Genomic DNA, 22734 nt, shown 5'->3' on the forward strand with positions numbered 1-22734 from the left:
AATATGGAAAATACAAAGTCAAAAGATCCGTTGCACGGTGTTACCTTAGTTAAAATTCTCGAGCTCTTGATTACTCAGTATGGTTTTGACACCTTGGGAGAATTAATTAAAATTAAATGTTTTACTGATAATCCAAGTCTTAAATCATCACTTACATTCCTACGAAAAACGGATTGGGCTAGAAAACAAGTTGAAGAATTATATGTTAAGTCAATAGATAAATTGAAGGTTTAAACTAATCCAGGCTGTAGGAAACCATCACTCCGCCGCGATATGGTAACCATTCTCCGCTTTTATTCCAGTTTTTGGCGTTTTCATATCGCTCGCCCGTGCTAATTTTATAGCCATGATAAAATCCTTGATGATTTCCTCCGCCTAAATAGCAATCTAACATAAAACGTTTATTGATTTTTGTTTGAAAACCGATAGTAGCTCCCATCACATAACCAAATCCCTTTTCGTAAAGATCACTATTGATATAATTCCATTTTTGAAAATTAAACAGAGTCATACCAACATGTGCTCCAACATAAAACCCATTATATTTTTCCTTAAAATGAAAGCGATATTCTGGTGTAAAGGTATAAAATTCCATAGGTTTCCCTTTTATGGACTTCCATGGGGATGCTAAAATATCAAATTGAAAAGTTGATTTTTCCCCGATGCTAGTCTCAATACCTACATTAGGAATCGTCAACAAAGTTGTAAAAGCATTCACTTTTACATAAGTTTGGCTATGTGCTGTAAAAGTAAATAATAGTAAAAATAAAAAAAAAATATTTTTCATATCGAAAATTTAGTAAGGACTTTAAGTAGGTTTAGAAATCCTCAACTGCAAAGGTAGAAATTAATGCACTTTGTTAAAAAGCTTTACGAAATTTTTTAAGAAATTTGTTTTCACTTATTCAAAAGGGAGTAAATAACAGAATCTAAAAACTGTCCGTTGAAAAACTCATTTTCTTTGAGATGTGCTTCTTTTACGAATCCATTTTTTTCTAAAACACGTGCTGATGCTAAATTATCAGGATCAATAACGGCTTCAATAGAATGTAATTTCATAACTTCGAACCCATATTTTACGACTAGTTTTACAGCTTCGGTTGCAAGTCCCTTACCATGATACTCTGGTAAAACCATATATCCTATTTCCGCACGGTAATGCTCTGGTTTAATGCGGTAGTGTCCAATGATCCCAATCAGTCTTGAATCGCCTTTTATGGTAATCGCCCAATTAATACCCTCATTTGCTTCAATTTTTTCATCAATCATCGTAATATGCGCTAGCCCTTCGTCATCATTTGTAACTAATGGTCTAGGAATATATTTCATGGTTTCTGGATTCGAACGAAGCGCTTTTACTTCTTTCAAGTCAGATTTAATAACTCTTCTTAATAACAAATGCTCCGTTTCTAAATTTTGAAAGGGACTAAAATTTATAGTCATCATAATACAGTTTGGTTTTAATCTAAGATTTCAATGCTAAATTTAGAGTAGAATACTTCGTCATGATTTAAAATTTGAATTCCTTCCTTATGAAACAAATCTCCAGTACTATTTATTGTGTCAGAGTATCCAAACCAAGGTTCAATGCAAATAAATGGTGCATTGATTTTTGTCCATATACCCAAACTTGGAAATTTATCAAAATTCAATTTTAAAAGTGGTTTTTGATTTTCTAAAATGGTCAATGATCTTGAAGTCAAACTTTTAAAAATCAAAGCATCGTTTTTAAATAGGTCATAGCTCAAATCCAATTGATTATCTTTTAGATTAATTACCTTGGTCACCGTTGAGATCAAATCATTTTCTAAAGTGTGTTGTTGTAAAGCTTCGTCTTTTTCGAATTCTAGTGAGTAATTCTCAAATACGTCTGCCAGAGCGATCGCGGGATGTGCTCCAATGGAGAAAGGCATAAGCGAATCACCGGTATTAACCACTTTATATTCAATGTTTAAACTATTGTCAAACAAAGTATATATAATTTGTAATTCAAATTTAAAGGGATATGTTTTCATAGTTTCTTCTGAAGAATGTAATGAAAATATAGCTTTATTTACCTGATGATCTATTAATTTAAATTCCATTTCTCGGGCAAAACCATGGCGAGACATAGTATAAGAAACATCGTTATAATGGTAGATATTATTTTTTAAGGTCCCAACAATTGGAAACAAAATAGGAGAATGCTTAGGCCAATATTGAGCATTTCCTTCCCAAATGTATTGTTTGTTGTTTTTATCTCGCAACGAACATAGTTCAGCGCCTAGATTTTTAATTTCTACGGTTAGAATATTATTTGATATTGTTGTTGTCAACATAGGCGTTTACTTTATCTAAATTGCACTACTTCAAGAAGTCGATAATTATTAATTGTTATGCTTGTTTTTTTTAAAATTTAGTACGTAAACATTATAAAATCGATTATAATACTTTTATTTACTTAATTTAAGTTCGAAACTACAAACTAAAAATTTTGCTTTTAACTATTATTTGTATGTCTTAAATTATTCAATAACTGTTTGATATTCCTTAGCTTTTTGTTTTCTAAATATAGTCCATTGTAAAAGTAATGACAGTATAATAGTGAGCATTGCGCCAATAAAGTTTAGCCATAGATACCCTAATTTTTCTTGTCCGCTAGGGTAGATGTAAATTGCAAAGTAAAAAATAATAAAAATGGTAAGTTGGCTTGTAACCGCACTATAAAAGATAGCTTTAGACTGAACATTTTTTACGTAAAAACCAACAAGAAATATACCCAATACAGTTCCATAAAATATTGATCCGATTATGTTTACTAATTGGATTAAATTTTCAAAAAGCGTACCTACGCAAGCAAATAAAATTGCAATTACTCCCCATAATACTGTGAAGAATTTAGTAGCGTAAAGATAATGCCGCTCTGATTTTACTTCCTTAATATTACGTTTGTAAATATCAATTGCTGTTGTTGATGCCAGTGCATTGAGTCCGGAAGCCGTTGATGACATTGCTGCAGAAATAATTACGGCTAACAATAAACCAATTAAACCTTTGGGTAAATAGTTAAGGATAAAATGAAAAAAGACATAATCCTTATCATTTGTCTCACTATTTTTATCTGCTTTTAAAATAATTTCTTTAGCTCTATCACGTAGATCTTTTTCTTTATTGGATAAAGCTACTAATTCTTTTCTCAAAATAGGGTTATCGTAATCCTGATTCAATTGATCAATATATAGTAGATTTATCACTTTTTTATCTTCTGATAAATCATCTAGTTTTCTTTCTAACGTATTATACTCTCCCTTAAACGCTGATTTTTCAATCATTGTTTTGTTGTTAGGGTTAAAATTTAAAGGAACAGGATTAAATTGAAAAAAAACAAAAACCATAACTCCAGTTAACAAGATAAAAAACTGCATCGGTACTTTTAATAGTCCGTTCATAATCAGTCCCATTTGGCTTTCCTTTACTGATCTTCCTGATAAATAACGTCCAACTTGCGATTGATCTGTCCCAAAGTAGGCTAAGGCCAAGAAAAAACCACCCGTAATTCCGCTCCAAAATGTATACTTCTCTTCTGGATCAAATGAGAAATTCACAATATTCATTTTATCATTTGCACCAGCAATATGCAAGGCATTTGTAAACGTCATGTCATTTGGCAAATAGTGTAAAATCAAGAAAAAAGTAATAAACATCCCTGACATGATTACAAACATTTGCTGTTTTTGGGTTACATTCACTGCCTTAGTTCCACCTGAAAAAGTATATATTATTACTAAAACACCAATTACGATATTCATATATGTAAGATTCCAACCTAATATCGCTGACAAAATTATTGCTGGAGCGTAGATAGTCAATCCAGTTCCCAGACCTCTTTGAAACAAGAAAAGTATGGCTGCTAGAGATCTTGTTTTTAAGTCAAATCTTTTTTCAAGATATTCATACGCTGTATAAACCTTGTATTTATGGTATAATGGAATGAAGGTTACGCAAATGACCACCATGGCAATAGGCAATCCAAAATAGAATTGTACAAATCCCATTCCGTCGTGGTATGCCTGTCCTGGCGTTGAAAGGAAAGTAATTGCACTAGCTTGTGTTGCCATTACAGAAAGTCCTACAACATGCCAAGGGGTTTCATTATTGCCTAAAATAAAATCCTCGACGTTTTTGCTCCCTTTAGTTTTCCACGCGCCATAAATCACTATAAATAAAAGTGTGACGATAAGTATAATCCAATCAAATAACTGCATAATTTAAGAGTATAGTTTCATGATAAGACAAAAAATTAGAATGTAGATGACATTTGCAATTAACACCCAAGTGTAATTTTTTGTCCAAGTTTTAATTTTATTTGTTTCCATTATTTTAATTTTTTCTAAGTTATTGAGCCGAGTTTTTATCAGCTGATTTTAAAGAAATTATATTTGACAATAACCTATATGCTCCAGTGACACCTTCGGGTAATTCTCTAAAAAAACTTAAACCGGTATAAACATAATACCCTTTTCCATAAGGTGCAACTAATAATGCGCCATTTTTTGCTGTTTCTCCTTTATCGTTTGATGATAAAATAGGAGTGAAGGCTTGATCATAGACGTTAGGATAATACAATCCTTGTTCTTGTTTCCAGCCTTCAAAGTCTTTTGAAGTGATCTTATTTGGATAATTTAGAACAGGATGATTTGGAGCTAAAAATCGTACATCTGCATTTTCCTCTGTCACACGATCGCGAGATAATTTTAAAGGATAAGGCGCAATTCGGTCTGTTACTAGATCTCCTGCAGTATTGTATTGCACAATCATTGTTTTACCAGATTTAACAAAATCAAAAAGGATATCTTGTTTAAATGCTAGTGCATTTATCGTGTTATAAGCTCGAACACCAGTCATTACAACATCAAAATTTATTAGTTTCTCAGGCGTGATTTCCGCAGCGGTTAACATAGTTACAACGTATCCTAATTCAGTTAAACTTGCGGGAACTTCATCACCAGCACCCATTATGTAAGCAATTCTTTCATTATTCGTTTTTAGGTCAACCTTGATAACTTTGGCTTCTGCAGATTTTAAAACTTGTTGCTTTGTAATGTGATCGTAATTTATAAAAATTTGTTCCTTATCAAATCGCTTATCGTCAATTATTGCAACGCTTTTGGCAACAGCCTCATTAGCCTGTGATGGAGGAGTCACCTCAAATGAAACAATTTTTTCTGCTCCTTTTTTAGCAATGTCAAATGGAATGAATTTTGGAGTTACAATCCAACTCTCAGGGATTTCTATCTGCAAATTTCCTTTAACATCATCTTTTCCAGCTTTAATTGTCACTGTAACTCTTTTGCTTTTCGAGTTCCTAAAAAGTAAAACTTTTTCAGCAATTGAAGTAGTTACTGCTGGCACGATGTCAAGATAACTATAAACTTCTCCTTTTACATCATCATTATATTTATATACTACGGTCCGTTGATAAGGTATCGTTATGTCGTTTACTTTAACGTTGAAAACAACTTTTACTTCCCGAATTATGTCAGGCAAACCAATATTTTTTTGGTCCTTGACTGTATACATTCCCACTGTTCCGCTTTCTTTTAAATAATAGGGTTCAGTGTAATTAAGAGATTCAGGTAATTGTAGATCTAGATTTATTGAATTTATTATGTTATTTTGTAAAATTAAATTTTCAATGGTTACCTTCTCGTCTGGTAATGTCAATACATTTATTAACCGTATAACTGCATTACTTCTATTAATAGCTTCTAATTTTAGTTTTAAAATACTGCCTGGAGTTGCCTCCTGATTTTGCGCAGCTGCTTCAAGATATAAACCGGCGCATGCTGCAATAATTTCTTTAATTTCTACTGATTTTATTGGTTTCCAGTGTTCATCATCCAACGCTTGAATCATAGAATAGGCTTTCGCCAAATCAGGAATACTCTTTGCAGGATCATTGTGATTGAACTCAGATGCAATTTTTGTTAAGAGAATGCCTATGCTTTTTCCGCCTTTAACGCGGTTCCAAGAGGTATCAATTCCCTCAAACAGTGATTTTTTCTCAGTTAAAGGATCACCATTTATAAATTCTAAATATTCAGTTTCTTCACCGCGTACACCGGTGCTACCAAAACCTTGCGATTGATGACGACTTCTACTTAACGCGGCAATTTCTTGATTAGATTTCCCGAGATCATTATAATAAACACCCGTTTCTAATGCGATTAAGTTAGTTTTATCAGCGGTGTTAAATTTTTCGATTGTACCATAAAACCACCAGGATGTATTAAAGAACTGTCTTTTTGTTTGCCATGGTTTTACATATTTAAGTTGCTCTGGAAAAACAGTAGGATCATTAGCTAATTTGAAACTTTCTACGCTTAACATAGCCGATGCAGTGTGATGTCCATGTGTAGTTCCTGGTGATCGATGATCAAAACGATTCACAATCACATCAGGTTGAAATTTTCTAATAGTCCAGATAATGTCCGCAAGAACTTTTTCTTTATCCCAAATTTCTAAAGTTTCTGTTGGATTTTTCGAAAATCCAAAATCATTAGCGCGAGAAAAAAATTGTTCTCCACCGTCAATTTTTCGTGCTTCGATAAGTTCTTGTGTCCGAATTACACCAAGTAATTCGCGAAGTTGTGTACCTATTAAGTTTTGTCCGCCATCGCCACGAGTTAATGATAAGTAGCCTGTTCTTGCCTTAACATCATTTGATAGATAAGATATTAATCGTGTGTTTTCATCATCAGGATGTGCCGCGATGTATAGTGCTGTACCAAGAAAATTGAGTTTTTCTATTTGGTTATAGATTTCAACTGAGTTTGGTTTCTTTGGAATTTGAGCAGTAATTGCTTGAACTATTATAAGTAGTAGTGTAAAAGCTAAAAAGTGTTTTCTTTGCATTATTTGTTATTTAATTCGCAGTAGCTTCAAAAGTAAGAATTAAATATTTTTTTATAAAATCTTTTTCATATTCTTTGATAGAAATTTAGATATAACAAAAAAGAGAGAGATCGCTTAAAATTTGCTTTCTCTCCCTTATCAATAATTCACTATTCACTATTTATGAACATTAGTCATGATTGTGTTTGTCTTTTACGTAATGGTGTTTTTCTTTATTTTTCTTGCGATCGTGATCTCTATGATCATCATGATTATCAAAATGATTATTGTTGGAATAAACCTTTCTTTTATTGTAATGGTGTTTGTTACCCTTGTATCCCTTATAATATTTTACTTTATGACTTTTAAAATTACTATATGGTCTTGAGCCATGATAATTATTCAAAACTACTTTGTATCCCGAATATAAATCATAATTTCTATATTGGTTTGGTAGATTACGTGAACGCAACCATCGGCCGTTTCCGTAATAAATAAATTGTGATTGTCTTACGTCATAATAGGTTTCAACATCCGGTAAATAGTAATACTCTGTTGCTTGTTGATTATTAGGAGCCCATTTAGGTTGTGAACCAATATTGACATTAACTGACACTTGGGCATGAGCGAGAACTGCTAAAAAAAGAGTTCCGGTGATAAATAATAATTTTGAAGCTTTCATAATCTTGGCTTTTTATATCAATTAATAATTCTAAAATAATTGTTTATTAAACATTTTATAGAGCAAGCCAAAATTTATGCCATGATTACAATTTAAGTTTATGTAATGCGTGATTTTTATAGTGCTTATTTACTTTTTTAACGTTAGGCATTGAATGCCAGCTCTTTTACTTATAAAAAAAAGAGCAAAATTAATTGCTCTTTCTTTAAATTTTCTTTTATGATTTTTTAAAGCAATAAAATCAATAAAAGGATAATAATAATGATTGCTCCCACTGATAAATAAACGCCATTTCCAGAAGACTTTAATTCTTTTTTAATAGTCCGAACTTCTTTACGCAATTCCCTTTTTTCCACTGAACTTAATTCAGATTTGTCCATTGCTTTAATTTCGTCGAGTCTATTCAACATAACTTTAACCTCTGCCGGTACTTCTTTAGCCGGATTCGATACTGCTGTTGGATTTTTTTCGGCCGCAAAAAGTTGATTTGGAACGATGGTTAAGGACATTAGCATTACCATTAAGTAAAAAGTGATTTTTTTCATTTGTTAAGATTATTTTGTTAGTAAATTAAATTTAAAAGTATAATAATTTTTTTTACCAGAGTTATTCAATTTAGTTAAAATATTATATAATTAACAGCGTAATTAAATACTGCTAATTACTTGTATATTACGGTTCGAGGTTTTGCTAATTCGAAATCTTGGAAACCAAAATCAGTGGTCTCGAATGAATTTGTTTTAAAAACATTGCTCCCTTCTCTCGGAATTGTTGGAAAATAGGAAAGTGAAATTTGAAAAGAACTGAAAACTAAGTAATCATTACTTATTATTAATCCAATACCAATTTTAGAATAGGCTGTACTCTTTAGCAATCCCTTTTCAGGATTCCCTAACATTGCAACTGAGTAATTAAAATAGGGATTTAAACGAAATCCCCATAAATCCCAGGGCGAATAGAATTGAGTTTGAGTAGTAATCATTGCTTTTTTAGTTCCATATTCAGCAATTCTAAAGCCTCGCAGTCCGTAGTTGTCATTTATAGAAAGCTGATCTCCTATGGCATTTGCTCGATTTAAGCCAATTATTAATTGTGGTTTTATAAATTGACGAACTTTCCATTTACCCATTGTTAATAAGGTTGTGAAATAGTTTGCTTGAAATGAAAATGACGTTTGTTTCGTTGTAGATTTTTCGAAAAAAGTTCCAAGTTCAAAATTTGCACTTAAAAAACCCCATTTATAAAAATTTCCGAAGGCTGCTTGAGCGCCCAAATACAATCTTTCCTTATTGTTTTTATATTGGTATCCACCAGTAAGACCAAATATTTTGCCAATGGGGACATCCTCAATAATACCATTTTGAAAGATGTATCGATCTCTTATAAATTTTCTAGATGAAATTCCGATTCCTAAAAAAGCCATATTTTCATTAGAATAAAAATCATCAGTATCATATTTAAATACTGGACTTTCTAAATAATTTATGTGCAAAAATCGTACTGAAGTGATCAAATTTGTGGTTCGTTCGCGCTCCGTATTTCCTTTAAAAATACTGAAAGACCGTGCCGCCCAAAAATCTTTTGTGTTGTACTTAAAATTTTGATTAGCAAAAACTAAATTGGCATCTGGTAAGGTGTCTTTTCTAAATTGCTGATCGAAGTAAATACCACCAGCCCATTTTGTTACTGGAGAATAAAAAGGACGACTGATGTCAATACTTTTCCCATAATATTTATCTAAATCAATCAAGTAACTCACTTTAGTGCTTATGAAAGTGTTCTTAAAATTTGGGACTGTGTAAGCTACATTATATGCAGTATTTCCATCACTAAATCTGTTATTGAACTGATTTTCGAATTGATGACCAGAACCTAAAATATTTCGCTCTGTGACATTAAATTTTATTCTAGAAGTAGAAATTGATCCTTTTGGAATTAAACTCCAAGAATCTAAAACTCGAATTTCAATATCAATAGAATCACCACTGGTTCTTATAATTTGTGGCGTAAATTCAACTCGATTTATAAATCGCTGAGTTCTTATTAAACGTTCTGATTCTTTGACCAGCAATGAATCGAAAGGTTTGTTTTTTTTAATTAATAACAAATTTCTTATTGTCAGATTATTTGTTTTTACGTGAATTTTATTACCTGCCCTTTCTGCCCAATTTTTAGGTTTTCTTGTAGTATCTACCTCAGAATATCCAAATGGGTCCAGAGTAACGATATTTATATTTCGAATTATTTTTCCTTCAAATTTATAGTATTTTTTTTGAACGTCTTTGAGTGTTTTTTTATTTAAAGCCGGTGATCTAAATATAAGCTTGTGTGCTAAGCGTGTAAACTTATTTTTTTTAGAATAATTTTTAAGGTCTTTATAGACTTCGGAAGTGTCTTTCTTTACAGTTGTTTGCTGGGCGTATACAACCTGAGTACAACTAAAAAATAATATTAAAAGCAGAAAAAAAGATTTTTTTTGCATTCGTTTTAAATCAAACATGTAAAAGATCAAATAATAGTAATTTAATAATTGAAAGCAATGTAATCATTTCAGTAAGACGATTATAATTCGATCCTTAATTGTTTTTTAAATCGATATTTTCAGTTGTTGTTTCAGTAAAAACAGGTGCAATAGCAGCCGTTTGAACTATCACTTTATGATTGGGTTCTTCAGAGTCAAATAGTGGTAGTTTAATTTTTCGCCATGTATAGGTTTTTGGTAAGTCGTCTCCCATTAAATATCCCCATGGTTTTAACGGTTCTATCCTATCAAAAATAACCTTCATTATAGCCAAAATAGGAAGCGCTAAAAACATACCCGAAATTCCTGCTATTGCGCCACCTATAATAATTCCAACAATAGATATCAAAGCATTAATTTCTACTTTTGAACTAACAATAAGTGGTACAACTATATTATTATCAATTAATTGAACGATTATAGTAATAACGATAACACCTATTATTATCGATAAGTCAGGAGACCCAGTTAATGTAGCAACAATACTTAAAAATCCAGCAAATAATATTCCTATATAAGGAATTAAATTTAAAATTCCTGTCACCACTCCTAATAGGATCGCATATTTAACTCCAATAATCATAAAACCGATGGTAGTCATGGCTGAGATAAGTATTAATTCGATAATTAATCCAACGATATAACTATTTATTGCCACTCGAATGTGCGTTAAAATATCTTTTAGTTGTTCATGATTTTTTCTATCTACTAACTTAGACAAAAAAAGTAAAAAATGTGTTCGATACAATAAAATTAAAAAGGTATAAATGGGAATAAGAGTCAAATTCATTATTGTGTCTGTGAATGACATCAATGTAGTTCCAATAATTTCCTTACCTTTTTCAACTGAGTCTGCGGCGGCAGTATCAATGTATTGCTTCTGCTCTCTTGAGCTTAAGTGAAAATTGTCTCTTACATAACCTTGAATATTATTGAGATGAATAGTAATATTGCGTTCTATTTTATCAAAATCATTAACAAAATCACTGATTTGGAAAGAAAGAAAAACAAATAGACCAATAAACACAAGTACAAATAAAATTACAGCTGTCATTACCGCTAGTACATGAGGAAATCGAAGTTTAGACTTTAAAAATTGTACAACTGGAAATAGCAATATTGCAAATAAAAAAGACATCATAACAGGAATTAAAATGTCTTGTCCTGCGTAAAATATAAAGCTAAAAGCGATTAGGCCTACTAATATTAGAGTCGTTTTAGCGTAAAACGGAAATTTTATAATGTCGTTCATAAACTAAGATGTAAAACAATAGTTATATACAATTTAAGTTGGATTTTAATTTGCAAATATGATTTATTTTTCATAAAAACCTATTACAGATTTTCGATCAAACTTTATATAATTTTTTTAATATTTTTTAAATTCCTAGGAACTATTTTTTTCTACTCATAAAAGTTTAGCTAAAAATAACTTAGTACCTCATATACATGTAAACTTTTGCTTTGTAAGTTTAACATTTGGTTAAAATTAATTGATTCTGTTTTTTAATTTGAGGCAACTTCGTAACTTAATCTTGAGCAATTATTCGATGTACTCGTCTTCAAAACCATCTTTTAAAATCGAAATGCCTTTTTGTAAAAGTAAATTATTTGGGTAGATAATTTGCTCTCCTTGCTTCGTTTTAAGCACAACATGAAATGCTGCAATATCTTCAATTTCGGCGCTGATTGGAAAATCTTTATCATGAATTTTAATTACATCTCCAATTTTGAACGGAAAAGAAAAAAATAAAATAATTCCCGAAGTAATATTACTTAATATAGACCATTGAGCAATCAAGGCTACTCCCAGTAAAGTGGTTATAGACGAAAAAGCAAGTATAATATCTTTTGTTTGGACACCCCAAACTATAATTAAAGCTAGAACGGCTAATATGTAAAGAAAAAGATGAATATACTTTATCACTAGAGCACTTCTTCGTTCCAGTGTATGACTAGATTTCGCATAGCGCACCACTATTTTAGCGGTAGCGTACCTAAAAATAATTAAAAGAGTTATTACAAAGCCAGAGGCTATTAATTCCTTTGTGTATTCTTGTAATGTAACAATGGCCATAAATTTAGGATTATAATTTACTTAAATATTCATAAACCTTGTCAGTAGGCATTCCCATAACGTTGGCATAAGAACCTTCAATTTTTGAAACTCCAATGAGTCCAATCCAGTCTTGAATTCCGTACGCACCTGCTTTATCGTAAGGTTTGAATTTTTCTAAATAATAGTTAATTGCTTCGTCACTTAATTTATTAAATGTCACTCTACTTATTTCAGTTATGACCTCTGATTTTTCTTGCGATTTAAAACAAATGGAGGTGATCACTTCATGAGTAGCATCGGATAAAGATTTTAAGATTTCAAATGCTTCTTTTTGATCTTTTGGTTTACCCAAAGCTTTGTTTTTATGCCAAACAATAGTATCACTAGTTATTAAAATTTCATTCGATAACAATTCTCCTTCGAATGCAGTGCCTTTTAACATAGCTAGGTAAATTGTGATTTCTTGAGCTTTTAAACTAGAAGGATAAATTTCTTCAATTTCTTTTAACCGTATTTCAAAATCTAAGTCAAGATCTTTAAAAAATTGTTGTCGTCTTGGCGAACCAGAAGCAAGAATTAAATGGTATTTTTTTAATTGATTTTTAAGCATTGTATTTTATATTAAAACTAATTAGTACGACAGATAGTATTCCGAAAAATAAAATCCACTTTAAGAGTAAACTGAGAAATTGAAAATCTTTTTTAGACTCAGCATTCCAAATTTTCATTATGAAAATCAGTAAAGGTGCAGCAACAAAAAGAAATAAATAGATTGTAACAAATAATAAGTTAATTAGGTATTGATTGATATAAAATAAAAGGAGGACTAAAGGTAAAAAGCTAAATCCAAATATAATCTTTACAGCTATTTTTTTACCAAAATAAATCGGAAAGGTATTCATTCCTTCAATTTTATCACCTTCAAAATCTTCAAAATCTTTTATAATTTCCCGAAATAAGTTTATTATAAAAGCAAAAATAGCGTAATCAATTAATATTGAAAAAAGCACGCCCATTTGTTGCTGGTTTTCTACAAAAGTGACAGGATATAAATCAAAAATTCCAATAATTATTACACTAAATGCTAATAAAAAAGCAACAACAATATTACCAATTAGCAACATTTGCTTCAAGCTCGTTGCATATAAATACAGTGTTGCTGCAATTAAAATAAAGATAGCGGCAAAGAGGGGTTTTTGAATTACATTAGCCAAGTAAAATCCAATTCCAACACCGCAAGATGTAAGTATAAGATAGATGTTATACGCTTGTTTTTCAGAAATACTGTTACCTACAACTACTTTTTTTGGATAATTTATTGCGTCAGTATCTTGATCAAAAATATTATTGATAACGTAACCACCAGCAGCAATCAAAACGGTAGATAAAACCAATATAACATATTGAAAATCTGTCAAGGCCAGCGTAATGTTTTGATATTTAAAAAATCCATATCTAAAGATAATTTGCATAAAAACAAGTAGCAGTAAGTTTTGATATCTAATTAATTTTAAAAAATTCATTTTATACGTTCAGTGATCAATGATTAGCGTACAGTTGTAATTATTGAATTATACTTTTTTAAATCTTATCTCAAAAACATAGGACATTCAATCAGTAATTTAATCATGTTTTCCATCAAAATGAGCCATCCATTTCCCTTGCGTTTTCATGACTTGTTCAATCACATCTCGAGCCGCACCTTTTCCACCATTTTTGTGTGAAATGTAAGTTGCTATCGCTTTGATTTCAGGACTTGCATCTTGCGGGCAGGTTGGCAAACCAACTAATTTCATTACATGATAATCAGGAATATCATCCCCCATATACAAAACTTGGTTAGAATTAATGCTGTATACATCGGTATATTCATCAAATGTTTCCACTTTGTCTGAAGTTCCTAAGTAAATATCAGTTATACCAAGATTTCGCAAGCGAATACGAACGCCTTCATTACTTCCGCCAGAAATAATACAAACATTGTAACCACTTTCAACAGCAGCCTTCATTGCATAGCCATCACGAATATTCATTGTTCGCAGCATTTCCCCTTCATTGGTTACAAAAACGGAACTATCAGTAAGAACACCATCGACATCAAAAATGAATGTAGTGATTTCATTCATTATTTCCTTATAACTTTTTCCCATTATCTTGTATTGCTTGTGTTAATATTTTATAGATTTCAAGATGATTTTCATCTTTTAAAAAAGCTTCATGAGATTCTATGGTTACGCTATCACACCTTTTCGCGGGACCAGTTTGTGCCTCAAGCGGCGAAAGTACCATAATTTTCTGTGCTGTTTCAGTAATTAATGGTTTTAATATCTCAAAAGGAACTTGATGTTGCTCACAAATTTCATTCCCTATTTGGTACAAATAATTGGTAAAATTATTTACAAATACAGCTGCCACATGCAAGGCTTTCCGTTGGTTTGAATTAATCGCAAAAACCGAATTTGAGATAGATTTTGCCACTCGATTCAGTATTTGATAATCCGTAGCATTTTCGCTTTCGAGACAAATGGGAACAAGTCTGAAATCGACACCTCTGTTTTTGGAAAAGGTTTGCAATGGATAGAAAACTCCTCTTCTGTTGCTATCATTCAATTCATCAATAGGAAAACTTCCAGATGTATGCACGACTAAACGGTTTTTAAAAGTCAGATTTTCAGTAACTTCTAAAATCGAATTATCAGAAACTGCTATGATATACAAATCAGCGTCAAGTAATTCATCATACTCATTTATGACTTTAGTGGAATCAATTAAGTGCCATAATTTTTCTTTTTTACGTGAAAAGACTTGAATTAAATCAACAGTATTTTCCTGTTTCTGCGCATTTCTGAATGCAACTATTAAGTGTTGCGCTACACTTCCTGAACCTATAATAACGACTTTGATCATGAGACAAAATTAGCAAAAAAATAATTAGTTATTAGTTAAGAAATTTGTCTTTTTTACGTCGTAATTTCTCTAAAAATTAGGGTTTTGTGACCTCATTTTTGGCTGAAATATTTTGGATATAATTAACAACTGTCTGAATATGGTAATCAACATTTTTAAGTACTTTTGTGCACTTAAACAAAGCAAAATACCACTAAGATGGATAAAAAATTATATTCTTTTTTGTTTTCAACAAGATTGATGGCACTGTTATTTATTTCTTACGCTGTTGCGATGGGGATTGGAACTTTTATCGAAAGTAAGTACAATACCGACACTGCTAAAATTTTAATTTACAATTCATGGTGGTTTGAAGCAATTCACGTATTTTTTCTAATTAATTTCATTGGTAACATAAAAAGATATCAACTTTTGAAGAAAGAAAAATGGGCAACTCTTATTCTTCATTTATCTTTTGTCTTCATACTTTTGGGAGCATTTGTCACTCGATATATAAGTTATGAAGGGATGATGCCGATTCGAGAAGGCGCATCAGAAAACCTCATTTATTCTGATAAAACATTTTTAACTGTGTTTGCCGATGGCGAATATAAAGGTGAAATGAAACGAAGAGTTTTTGAAAAACAGTTACTTCTTTCTCCTGCAACTAATAACAATTTCAGTATGTCTGAAAATTTTGGTGACACACATTTTGATGTTGAATACCAAAATTTTATCATGGGGGCAAAAGAATACATAAAGGCTGATCCAAAAGGAATTTTATTCCTAAAACTTGTAGAAGCTGGGGATGGAGGTCGTCACGAGCATTATCTAAAGGACGGAGAAGTTCAAAACATTCATAATGTCTTATTTGCATTGAACAAATTTACAGACGGAGCGATAAATATTACAACAACAGGAAATGCTTATACAATTCAAACTCCTTTTGAAGGTAATTTCATGCGAATGGCTGATAAATTAGAGGGTAAAATCACGACAGGTCCTGCTCAGCCTTTAATGATGCGCTCATTGTATACAATTGGGGAAATGCGTTTTGTGTTTCCCGATCCGGCTGTTAAAGGAATTGTTGATTATCAATCAGATAATGATTATAAAGCAAAAACTCATGAAGATGCATTAGTTGTAAAACTTAGCGCTGAAGGTCAAGAAAAAGTTGTAACCCTTGTGGGTTCTAAAGGGAAAATAGGGGATTCTAAGTCGGTTAAAATTGGCAACATAGATTATACCTTTTTTTACGGAAGTAAAACATATACATTACCATTCAAAGTTAAATTAAATGATTTTATTGCTGAGAAATATCCTGGCACTGAAAAGAGTTACTCTTCATTTGAAAGTAAAGTTACTGTTGAGGACGAAAAATCATTTGATGCTCATATTTATATGAATAATATTTTAGATCATAGAGGGTATCGTTTTTTTCAATCTAGTTTTGATCCAGATGAGAAAGGAACAGTGCTATCAGTAAACCATGATTTTTGGGGAACTGCTCTTACTTACATTGGATATTTTATGTTATATTTTGCAATGATGGCCATTATGTTTACTAAATATTCTCGTTTTGCTGATGTGAAACGTAAATTAGAAATAGTTAAAATTAAAAAAGCAAAGTTGCTTACTATTTTAATATTGCTACTCAGTTTTAGTAGTTTTGCTCAGCAACCAGAACACGATCATGCCGATCATGAAGGGCATGCTCACAGTGAGGCAGAAGTTTCACCTACAAAAGCAGAACCTGCTCCAACCGACTTAAAGCATGCGGAGCACTCTAAAAAAGTGTTGAGTCAAGATGAAATAAACGCAAAAATAGAGAAGTTTACAGTTCCCGTAAAACATGCTGAAAAATTTGGTCGTCTTGTTATTCAAGATGCTGGTGGAAGGATGAAACCAATTAATACATTTTCATCAGAATTGTTGCGAAAAGTAAGTCATGAAAATTCATATAAAGGAATGAATTCTGATCAAGTTTTCTTGTCTATGACGCAGTATGCAGGATTTTGGATCGAAATTCCTATTATTTATATGAAAAGCGGTAATGATAGTATTAGAAAAATCATTGGCGTTGACAGTAAAGCTAAGTATGCTCCATTCATTGCTTTTTTTGATGACAAAGGGAATTATAAACTTTCTAAATATTTAGAGGAAGCTTTTAAGGTTGCAAATCCAAATCAGTTTCAAAAGGATTTTATCGAAACGGACAAAAAGGTTAATTTGATGGAATCAGCCTTAAGCGGTAGAATTCTAAAAATATTTCCTCTTCCTAATGATAAAAATAATAAGTGGGTTTCTTATTTAGAGCTCAATGAATCTGGACTGAAAGGAATGGAAATGACCTATACTAAAAACGTGCTGCCGCTCTATTTTGGCTCTTTAGCAAATGCAGCTGCGACTAATGACTTTAAAACTGCCGATGAACTTCTTGAGAGTATTAATGGTTTTCAAAAACGTTTTGGAAGTAAAGTACGACCGAGCGATGAAAAAATAACGTCAGAAGTTTTATATAACAAGTATGATGTTTTTCAAAAATTGCCATATTGGTACATTTTTACAGCAATTTTAATGTTGTTTTTTACAATTTTGAAAATATTTAAAGAGCGGAAATCACTTAATTACATAGTAAACGGTTTACATATTGTTGTGTTATTATTATTCTTACTGCACACTTTTGCCCTAATTGTTAGATGGTATATTTCCGGACATGCGCCATGGAGCGACGCTTATGAATCGATTATATATGTAGCGTGGGCAACAATGTTTTTTGGCTTAGCATTTGACATAAAGTCAAAACTTACTGTGGCATCATCAGCCTTTGTGACTTCTATGATTTTAGCTGCTGCTTATATGAATTGGATTGACCCTGCAATTGCAAACTTGCAACCAGTACTAAATTCATATTGGTTGATGATTCACGTTGCAGTTATAGTAGCAAGTTATGGTCCTTTTGCACTTGGAATGATTTTGGGTCTAGTTTCGCTAATATTGATTATGTTCACAACTAAAAAGAATAAAGAAAAAATGGATTTGAATATCCAAGAAATTACGTATATAAATGAATTAGCGTTAACTATAGGCTTGATTCTTCTAACTATAGGAAATTTTCTTGGAGGACAATGGGCTAATGAAAGTTGGGGTCGCTACTGGGGTTGGGATCCAAAGGAAACATGGGCATTGATAAGTATCATGATTTATGCATTTGTAATTCATGCTCGATTTGTTCCTTCATTAAGAGGTAAATGGATTTTTAATCTAATGAGTATGTTTGCATTTGTTTCAATTTTATTTACATATTACGGTGTAAATTTCCACTTGGTGGGACTACACTCTTATGCCAGCGGTGAAGCACATTCATTAAATTGGATTTGGTATTCATTAGGAGCAATTACCTTAATTGGAGCGTTATCTTATCCTAAATATAAAAAATATTATAAGAAATAGGATTTTTAATATAAAGTAAAAAAAGGTTCAACTTATCAGTTGGATCTTTTTTTTGCTTATAGCAATGATAAAAGCTAAATAGTGATACTCATTATCACAAAGACGTATTTGTTTATTATTATTATTATTATTATTATTATAAAAAAGGATATCAGGTTCTTTTATTATTAATAGTACCCGTTGGCTGTAATTATTCAAAACGTCAGTTCGAGTGTTTTATGTGGAATAAAACGGAGCAAAAAATGTAACAAGAACCGTTTTTAATGAAATTTTTCTTGTTCTCGATATATTTTTCTATCGAAAAATACGCGATAAGACGAAAAATCACAATCAAACATTAAGTATACGCAACGGGTTTAATAGTATTTATAATTATGATTAATCTTTAGTGAAAGCACATTTTTATGCTGGTTGAGTTTTTATTTCAATTTTATTTCTGAGTTCCTCACTTATTGCCCGGGGAGTATTACCTGTAATCTCTTTAAAACTAGTAAAAAAGGTATTATAAGAGGAAAAGCCAACTTTTTTTGCTAAAGAGTCCAATGTGTTTACATTTAGATAATTGGTCTCTATTAAGGTAACGGCATCAAGTACTCTAACTACCTTTTTAAATTCAATAAAACTTAATTTTGAGTGATACTTAAAGAGGTAAACCAAATGACTTTTTGGAAGCTTTAACTGATTTGCAAAGGTTCCAAGAGTTACTAATTCCTCTCTTAATTGATGGTTTTTTAAAGAAGCAATTTCGATTGCACTAATATAAAGTGATATTTTATCTGAAATTTTTTTATCTAATTCTAAATCTTGATTATTAGTGATTGTTCTTTTTTTTTGAAATATCCAAATTTCATCAAGCACGAATTCAATATTTCTTTGTTCTTGTACTTTTTCAATAAAAAAATTATAGCCATATAGTATTTCAGGCGTGGATAAAATTTTAAGATATAAAACCCAGCAAATAATAAGCCCGATATAGATGTAACTTCCAGCAAATGAAGAAATACCTAAATACAAATCTAGTACTAAGGTAATCAATACTCTCACGATTAATAATAAACAAATAATAAAGAAAAAAACCGACCATTTTTTTAGCAGTCCATTCTGCTTATGGATATAATTAATCGATGCTTTTCTATTCCAAAGTTTCTTTTTTAGTAAAATATAACTAAGATAAACATAATAAATTCCTATCGAGATAAAAATTATATACCTGAATTGTTTCGGAAAAGAGATGAAATTAAGTAGTGCAATATTAACTAATCCGAATAGAATGGGGAAAATAAAATGAAGTAATTCAGACCACTGCATTTTATTTTTATTTGTAACTAAATTTTTAAAATATAAATAGACGCAGGGAAATATAAGACTAAAAAAAGGCATTATTTGAAAGTTTATTATTTCATTTGCATCACTTATCCGTAAAAAGCCAAAACTTATAAATCGCAGCGATATAAATAAAATTAGAAGTATGAAATATAGATTCAACAGCTTATTCGTTCTGTAATTAAAACTAAGAATTAGTAGCATTAATAAGCCGAATAAACCAGTGAGAAAATAAAGTATGGGAAGAACAAAGTTCATGTCAGATTATTTATCTTACGAAAATAGTTTTTTTTGTTAAGATAAGTAGTGGATAGTATCGATAAAGTACCAACAAAGCCGTTAAACTATTCTTTATATTTTATTAGCATGTATAATATGACAAAAAAATTACTAAAAACTTACTAAAACCTGTAAAATAGATACTAGAAGCTTCATAAATTCTAGAGTTATGCTGCTATCATTTCTCTAAGAACAGTTTTTTAATTTCCTTTGAAAAAAAACATGAAATATCTTTTACTCTTGTTTTGTTCTACTTTTTATGGTCAAACGTTGCACCATCAGATGATTTCTTCTCAAGGAAAATCAGCTATATTATCTAATGGTCTTTTAGTAAAGCAAACTATAGGGCAACAAAGTATTTCAGGAAACTCTAAAGGAGAATATATCGTAGTACAAGGATTTCAACAAAATTACTGGGCTAAGATAATTGCGGAATCCCCACTAAGCAATGATATGATTGTGACGACGTATCCAAATCCATTTGTAGCCTTAATAAATTTTCGATTTTCTAAGGCTATTAAAAGCGAAATGATGATAACTGTTTTTGATGTGAGTGGACGTTTGATTATACAACAAGTGAAAAACGTAGAAGGAGAAGTCCTAACTATCGATTTATCAAGACTGCCAAACGCCATTTACCTAGTAAGATTGAACAACAACGAAATTAATTATTATACTAAAATTGCAAAATCTTTATGAAAATAAAATTACTATTACTTACCTGTTTTCTAAGCTTCCATTGGATGACTTCACAGGAATTCTTTTTTCTATCTGGAAAAAATTTAACTTCTTACGACTATAGCGTTTCAAATACAGCAACAGATTTTAATTTAAAAAGTAAAGTTGGTTCGAACTATGAGTTGGGTTATGAGCATATTTTAAATGCTAAAATTTCCTATATAGGAAGTCTTACTCTAAATCAGTTTAATAGTTTTAGTACGAATGAAGTCCGCAGTTATTCGTGGAATAGCACTTATCTGGGAATACAAAATGCAGCTTCTTATACGATTTTAAAAACGGAAAATGAGATCGAGGTAAAGTTAAAAGCGGGTGTTAATTTATCTACTATTATTGATGGAACAGAACAAATAAACGGAGTTCTTTATAATATAAAAAATGAGCCTGAATTTTCAGGTGTCTTTTTTCAACCTCTGATTGGTCTCGATATAAAATACGTGATAACAGACTACGTTAGTTTAAGCATAGGATATAATTTTTCGAAAGCCTTTAAGTTTTCGAACTCTACCGATGAAAAACTATCTTTTATAAATAATCAACTCCAACTAGGAATTCATTTCCCCTTATAACCTAAAATTATGAAACAAATCTACTTACTGCTGGTTTTATTAGCTAGTACTATTGGGTATTCTCAAACAAACGGAATTAGCTATCAAGCATTGATTTTAAATCCTACTCCTAAGACAATGCCTGGTATTAATGAGCCAAATACGGCATTGGCCAATCAAGCGATCTGCTTACAATTTGTCATCTTAGATGATGAGAAACAAGTGGAATATCAAGAAACCCTTACTACTACCACTGACGAATTAGGAATGGTGAATGTAATAATCGGGTCAGGAAGTCAAACTGGAGGGTATGCTATAGACTTTAAGAGCGTAAGCTGGAACGCTGCTACAAAAAGCTTAAAGGTAAGTATTGATATTTCAGGTAGTTGCGGTTCTTTTACTGCTATTAGTGATCAGGTCTTTAATGCTGTTCCTTTTGCTTTTACGGCAACAAATGTAACTGGAGTTGTCGCTATTGCAAATGGAGGAACAAATGCTTCAAATGTTATCGATGCGAAAATTAACTTAAACCTAAATAATGTTGACAATACTAGCGATCTAAACAAACCTGTTAGCACTGCCGCTCAAACAGCGTTGAATTTAAAGGAAAACATAGTAAATAAATCAACAGCTATAATTTTGGATGGGGCCTCTAATACCAAATATCCAAGTGTAAAAGCGATTAAGGATTATGTAGATGATAGTGTATTTGCATCCTATAATTCTATTAGTGATGAAGTAGACGCTACTCAAACAGGAGCTGGATTAGCCGCTGACGGAACTTATACTGTCAACGCTACTGCTAATTACATCGCTGGAGCTACTGCCTTAAATGATGCTGACAATAAATTAGATGCACAAGCGAAAGTAAATGCAGATGCAATTGGAACAGAAAAAACGAGAGCCACAGGAATTGAAGGAAACATTCAATCAGAACTGAATACTACTCAAACAGGAGCTGGATTAGCAACTGACGGAACTTATACTGCAAATAGTACCGCTAATTACATTGCTGGAGCTACTGCCTTAAACGATGCTGACAATAAATTAGATGCGCAAGCGAAAGTAAATTCAGAGGCAATTGGAACAGAAAAAACGAGAGCTATAGGAATTGAAGGAAACATTCAATCAGAACTGAATACTACTCAAACAGGAGCTGGATTAGCCGCTGACGGAACTTATACTGTCAACGCTACTGCTAATTACATTGCTGCAGCTACTGCTTTAAATGATGCTGATAATAAACTGGATGCGCAAGCGAAAGTAAATGCAGATGCAATTGGAACAGAAAAAACGAGAGCCACAGGAATTGAAGGAAACATTCAATCAGAACTGAATACTACTCAAACAGGAGCTGGATTAGCAACTGACG

General features: G+C 31.5%; 20 protein-coding genes. 5 read left to right on the forward strand and 15 right to left on the reverse strand.

Annotation, left to right across the window (positions count from 1 at the left end):
* The first annotated feature begins 3 nt into the window (after positions 1 to 3).
* A complete protein-coding gene (locus BUA99_RS09545) occupies positions 4 to 234 on the forward strand; it encodes a VF530 family protein (RefSeq protein ID WP_072991383.1) in 231 nt (76 codons plus the stop codon).
* Between the two features lies 1 nt (position 235).
* Here BUA99_RS09545 and BUA99_RS09550 read toward each other — a convergent pair whose 3' ends face one another.
* From BUA99_RS09550 to BUA99_RS09615, 14 genes are all read right to left on the reverse strand, one after another.
* Positions 236 to 787, reverse strand: coding sequence for a DUF3575 domain-containing protein (locus BUA99_RS09550; protein ID WP_072991385.1), 552 nt, complete (start codon positions 785 to 787; stop codon positions 236 to 238).
* A gap of 110 nt (positions 788 to 897) precedes the next feature.
* Positions 898 to 1446, reverse strand: a complete 549-nt coding sequence (locus tag BUA99_RS09555) for a GNAT family N-acetyltransferase (protein WP_072991387.1) — start codon at positions 1444 to 1446, stop codon at positions 898 to 900.
* Between the two features lie 14 nt (positions 1447 to 1460).
* Positions 1461 to 2318 (reverse strand): aldose 1-epimerase family protein, encoded by an 858-nt coding sequence (locus BUA99_RS09560; RefSeq protein ID WP_072991389.1) that lies wholly within the window; start codon positions 2316 to 2318, stop codon positions 1461 to 1463.
* A 186-nt stretch (positions 2319 to 2504) separates the two neighbouring features.
* Positions 2505 to 4244, reverse strand: coding sequence for a sodium:solute symporter family protein (locus BUA99_RS09565; protein WP_072991392.1), 1740 nt, complete (start codon positions 4242 to 4244; stop codon positions 2505 to 2507).
* A 130-nt stretch (positions 4245 to 4374) separates the two neighbouring features.
* Positions 4375 to 6894: a PIG-L family deacetylase gene (locus tag BUA99_RS09570; RefSeq protein WP_072991396.1), complete on the reverse strand. Its 2520-nt coding sequence runs from the start codon at positions 6892 to 6894 to the stop codon at positions 4375 to 4377.
* Positions 6895 to 7063: 169 nt separating this feature from the next.
* Positions 7064 to 7555, reverse strand: coding sequence for a hypothetical protein (locus BUA99_RS09575; RefSeq protein WP_072991398.1), 492 nt, complete (start codon positions 7553 to 7555; stop codon positions 7064 to 7066).
* Between the two features lie 227 nt (positions 7556 to 7782).
* The gene (locus tag BUA99_RS09580; RefSeq protein WP_072991400.1) at positions 7783 to 8100 is read right to left on the reverse strand and encodes a hypothetical protein; all 318 of its coding nucleotides are present in this window, start codon (positions 8098 to 8100) and stop codon (positions 7783 to 7785) included.
* Between the two features lie 116 nt (positions 8101 to 8216).
* A complete protein-coding gene (locus BUA99_RS09585) occupies positions 8217 to 10037 on the reverse strand; it encodes a BamA/TamA family outer membrane protein (RefSeq protein ID WP_072991487.1) in 1821 nt (606 codons plus the stop codon).
* A 94-nt stretch (positions 10038 to 10131) separates the two neighbouring features.
* Positions 10132 to 11328 carry an AI-2E family transporter gene (locus BUA99_RS09590; protein ID WP_072991402.1) on the reverse strand — a complete coding sequence of 399 codons (1197 nt, stop codon included), beginning with the start codon at positions 11326 to 11328 and terminating at the stop codon, positions 10132 to 10134.
* A gap of 291 nt (positions 11329 to 11619) precedes the next feature.
* Complete coding sequence (locus BUA99_RS09595) at positions 11620 to 12153, reverse strand: mechanosensitive ion channel domain-containing protein (protein ID WP_072991404.1); 534 nt, start codon at positions 12151 to 12153, stop codon at positions 11620 to 11622.
* A 10-nt stretch (positions 12154 to 12163) separates the two neighbouring features.
* Complete coding sequence (locus BUA99_RS09600) at positions 12164 to 12745, reverse strand: Maf family nucleotide pyrophosphatase (protein WP_072991406.1); 582 nt, start codon at positions 12743 to 12745, stop codon at positions 12164 to 12166.
* Positions 12738 to 13658, reverse strand: a complete 921-nt coding sequence (locus tag BUA99_RS09605) for a geranylgeranylglycerol-phosphate geranylgeranyltransferase (RefSeq protein WP_072991408.1) — start codon at positions 13656 to 13658, stop codon at positions 12738 to 12740. The genes BUA99_RS09600 and BUA99_RS09605 overlap by 8 nt, the downstream gene beginning before the upstream one ends.
* A gap of 99 nt (positions 13659 to 13757) precedes the next feature.
* Positions 13758 to 14285, reverse strand: a complete 528-nt coding sequence (locus BUA99_RS09610) for a KdsC family phosphatase (protein ID WP_072991410.1) — start codon at positions 14283 to 14285, stop codon at positions 13758 to 13760.
* Entirely contained in the window at positions 14269 to 15042 is a 774-nt protein-coding gene (locus BUA99_RS09615; protein ID WP_072991412.1) for a Rossmann-like and DUF2520 domain-containing protein, read from the reverse strand. Before BUA99_RS09615 ends, BUA99_RS09610 begins: the two co-directional genes overlap by 17 nt.
* Before the next feature lie 198 nt (positions 15043 to 15240).
* Here BUA99_RS09615 and ccsA point away from each other — a divergent pair, with 198 nt between their 5' ends.
* On the forward strand, positions 15241 to 18474 hold the full coding sequence (gene ccsA / locus BUA99_RS09620; protein ID WP_072991414.1) for a cytochrome c biogenesis protein CcsA: 3234 nt from the start codon (positions 15241 to 15243) through the stop codon (positions 18472 to 18474).
* A 402-nt stretch (positions 18475 to 18876) separates the two neighbouring features.
* Here the strand turns inward: ccsA and BUA99_RS15110 are convergent, their stop codons facing one another.
* Positions 18877 to 19509: a helix-turn-helix domain-containing protein gene (locus tag BUA99_RS15110; protein WP_159430941.1), complete on the reverse strand. Its 633-nt coding sequence runs from the start codon at positions 19507 to 19509 to the stop codon at positions 18877 to 18879.
* Positions 19510 to 20298: 789 nt separating this feature from the next.
* Here BUA99_RS15110 and BUA99_RS09630 point away from each other — a divergent pair.
* The 3 genes from BUA99_RS09630 to BUA99_RS09640 all read left to right on the forward strand — a co-directional run.
* Positions 20299 to 20775, forward strand: a complete 477-nt coding sequence (locus tag BUA99_RS09630) for a T9SS type A sorting domain-containing protein (RefSeq protein WP_084673513.1) — start codon at positions 20299 to 20301, stop codon at positions 20773 to 20775.
* Positions 20772 to 21383: an outer membrane beta-barrel protein gene (locus BUA99_RS09635; RefSeq protein WP_143151736.1), complete on the forward strand. Its 612-nt coding sequence runs from the start codon at positions 20772 to 20774 to the stop codon at positions 21381 to 21383. The genes BUA99_RS09630 and BUA99_RS09635 overlap by 4 nt, the downstream gene beginning before the upstream one ends.
* A gap of 9 nt (positions 21384 to 21392) precedes the next feature.
* On the forward strand, positions 21393 to 22734 hold a 1342-nt coding region (locus BUA99_RS09640), incomplete at its 3' end, for a hypothetical protein (RefSeq protein WP_200778657.1).

Source organism: Flavobacterium segetis, from assembly GCF_900129575.1.
Classification (GTDB): domain Bacteria; phylum Bacteroidota; class Bacteroidia; order Flavobacteriales; family Flavobacteriaceae; genus Flavobacterium; species Flavobacterium segetis.

What these genes read in the sequence shown, in the direction of transcription:
- BUA99_RS09545 (WP_072991383.1), top strand. Translation starts at nt 4, where the DNA reads ATGGAAAATACAAAGTCAAAAGATCCGTTGCACGGTGTTACCTTAGTT.
- BUA99_RS09550 (WP_072991385.1), bottom strand. Translation starts at nt 787, where the DNA reads ATGAAAAATATTTTTTTTTTATTTTTACTATTATTTACTTTTACAGCA.
- BUA99_RS09555 (WP_072991387.1), bottom strand. Translation starts at nt 1,446, where the DNA reads ATGATGACTATAAATTTTAGTCCCTTTCAAAATTTAGAAACGGAGCAT.
- BUA99_RS09560 (WP_072991389.1), bottom strand. Translation starts at nt 2,318, where the DNA reads ATGTTGACAACAACAATATCAAATAATATTCTAACCGTAGAAATTAAA.
- BUA99_RS09565 (WP_072991392.1), bottom strand. Translation starts at nt 4,244, where the DNA reads ATGCAGTTATTTGATTGGATTATACTTATCGTCACACTTTTATTTATA.
- BUA99_RS09570 (WP_072991396.1), bottom strand. Translation starts at nt 6,894, where the DNA reads ATGCAAAGAAAACACTTTTTAGCTTTTACACTACTACTTATAATAGTT.
- BUA99_RS09575 (WP_072991398.1), bottom strand. Translation starts at nt 7,555, where the DNA reads ATGAAAGCTTCAAAATTATTATTTATCACCGGAACTCTTTTTTTAGCA.
- BUA99_RS09580 (WP_072991400.1), bottom strand. Translation starts at nt 8,100, where the DNA reads ATGAAAAAAATCACTTTTTACTTAATGGTAATGCTAATGTCCTTAACC.
- BUA99_RS09585 (WP_072991487.1), bottom strand. Translation starts at nt 10,037, where the DNA reads ATGCAAAAAAAATCTTTTTTTCTGCTTTTAATATTATTTTTTAGTTGT.
- BUA99_RS09590 (WP_072991402.1), bottom strand. Translation starts at nt 11,328, where the DNA reads ATGAACGACATTATAAAATTTCCGTTTTACGCTAAAACGACTCTAATA.
- BUA99_RS09595 (WP_072991404.1), bottom strand. Translation starts at nt 12,153, where the DNA reads ATGGCCATTGTTACATTACAAGAATACACAAAGGAATTAATAGCCTCT.
- BUA99_RS09600 (WP_072991406.1), bottom strand. Translation starts at nt 12,745, where the DNA reads ATGCTTAAAAATCAATTAAAAAAATACCATTTAATTCTTGCTTCTGGT.
- BUA99_RS09605 (WP_072991408.1), bottom strand. Translation starts at nt 13,658, where the DNA reads ATGAATTTTTTAAAATTAATTAGATATCAAAACTTACTGCTACTTGTT.
- BUA99_RS09610 (WP_072991410.1), bottom strand. Translation starts at nt 14,285, where the DNA reads ATGGGAAAAAGTTATAAGGAAATAATGAATGAAATCACTACATTCATT.
- BUA99_RS09615 (WP_072991412.1), bottom strand. Translation starts at nt 15,042, where the DNA reads ATGATCAAAGTCGTTATTATAGGTTCAGGAAGTGTAGCGCAACACTTA.
- ccsA (WP_072991414.1), top strand. Translation starts at nt 15,241, where the DNA reads ATGGATAAAAAATTATATTCTTTTTTGTTTTCAACAAGATTGATGGCA.
- BUA99_RS09630 (WP_084673513.1), top strand. Translation starts at nt 20,299, where the DNA reads ATGAAATATCTTTTACTCTTGTTTTGTTCTACTTTTTATGGTCAAACG.
- BUA99_RS09635 (WP_143151736.1), top strand. Translation starts at nt 20,772, where the DNA reads ATGAAAATAAAATTACTATTACTTACCTGTTTTCTAAGCTTCCATTGG.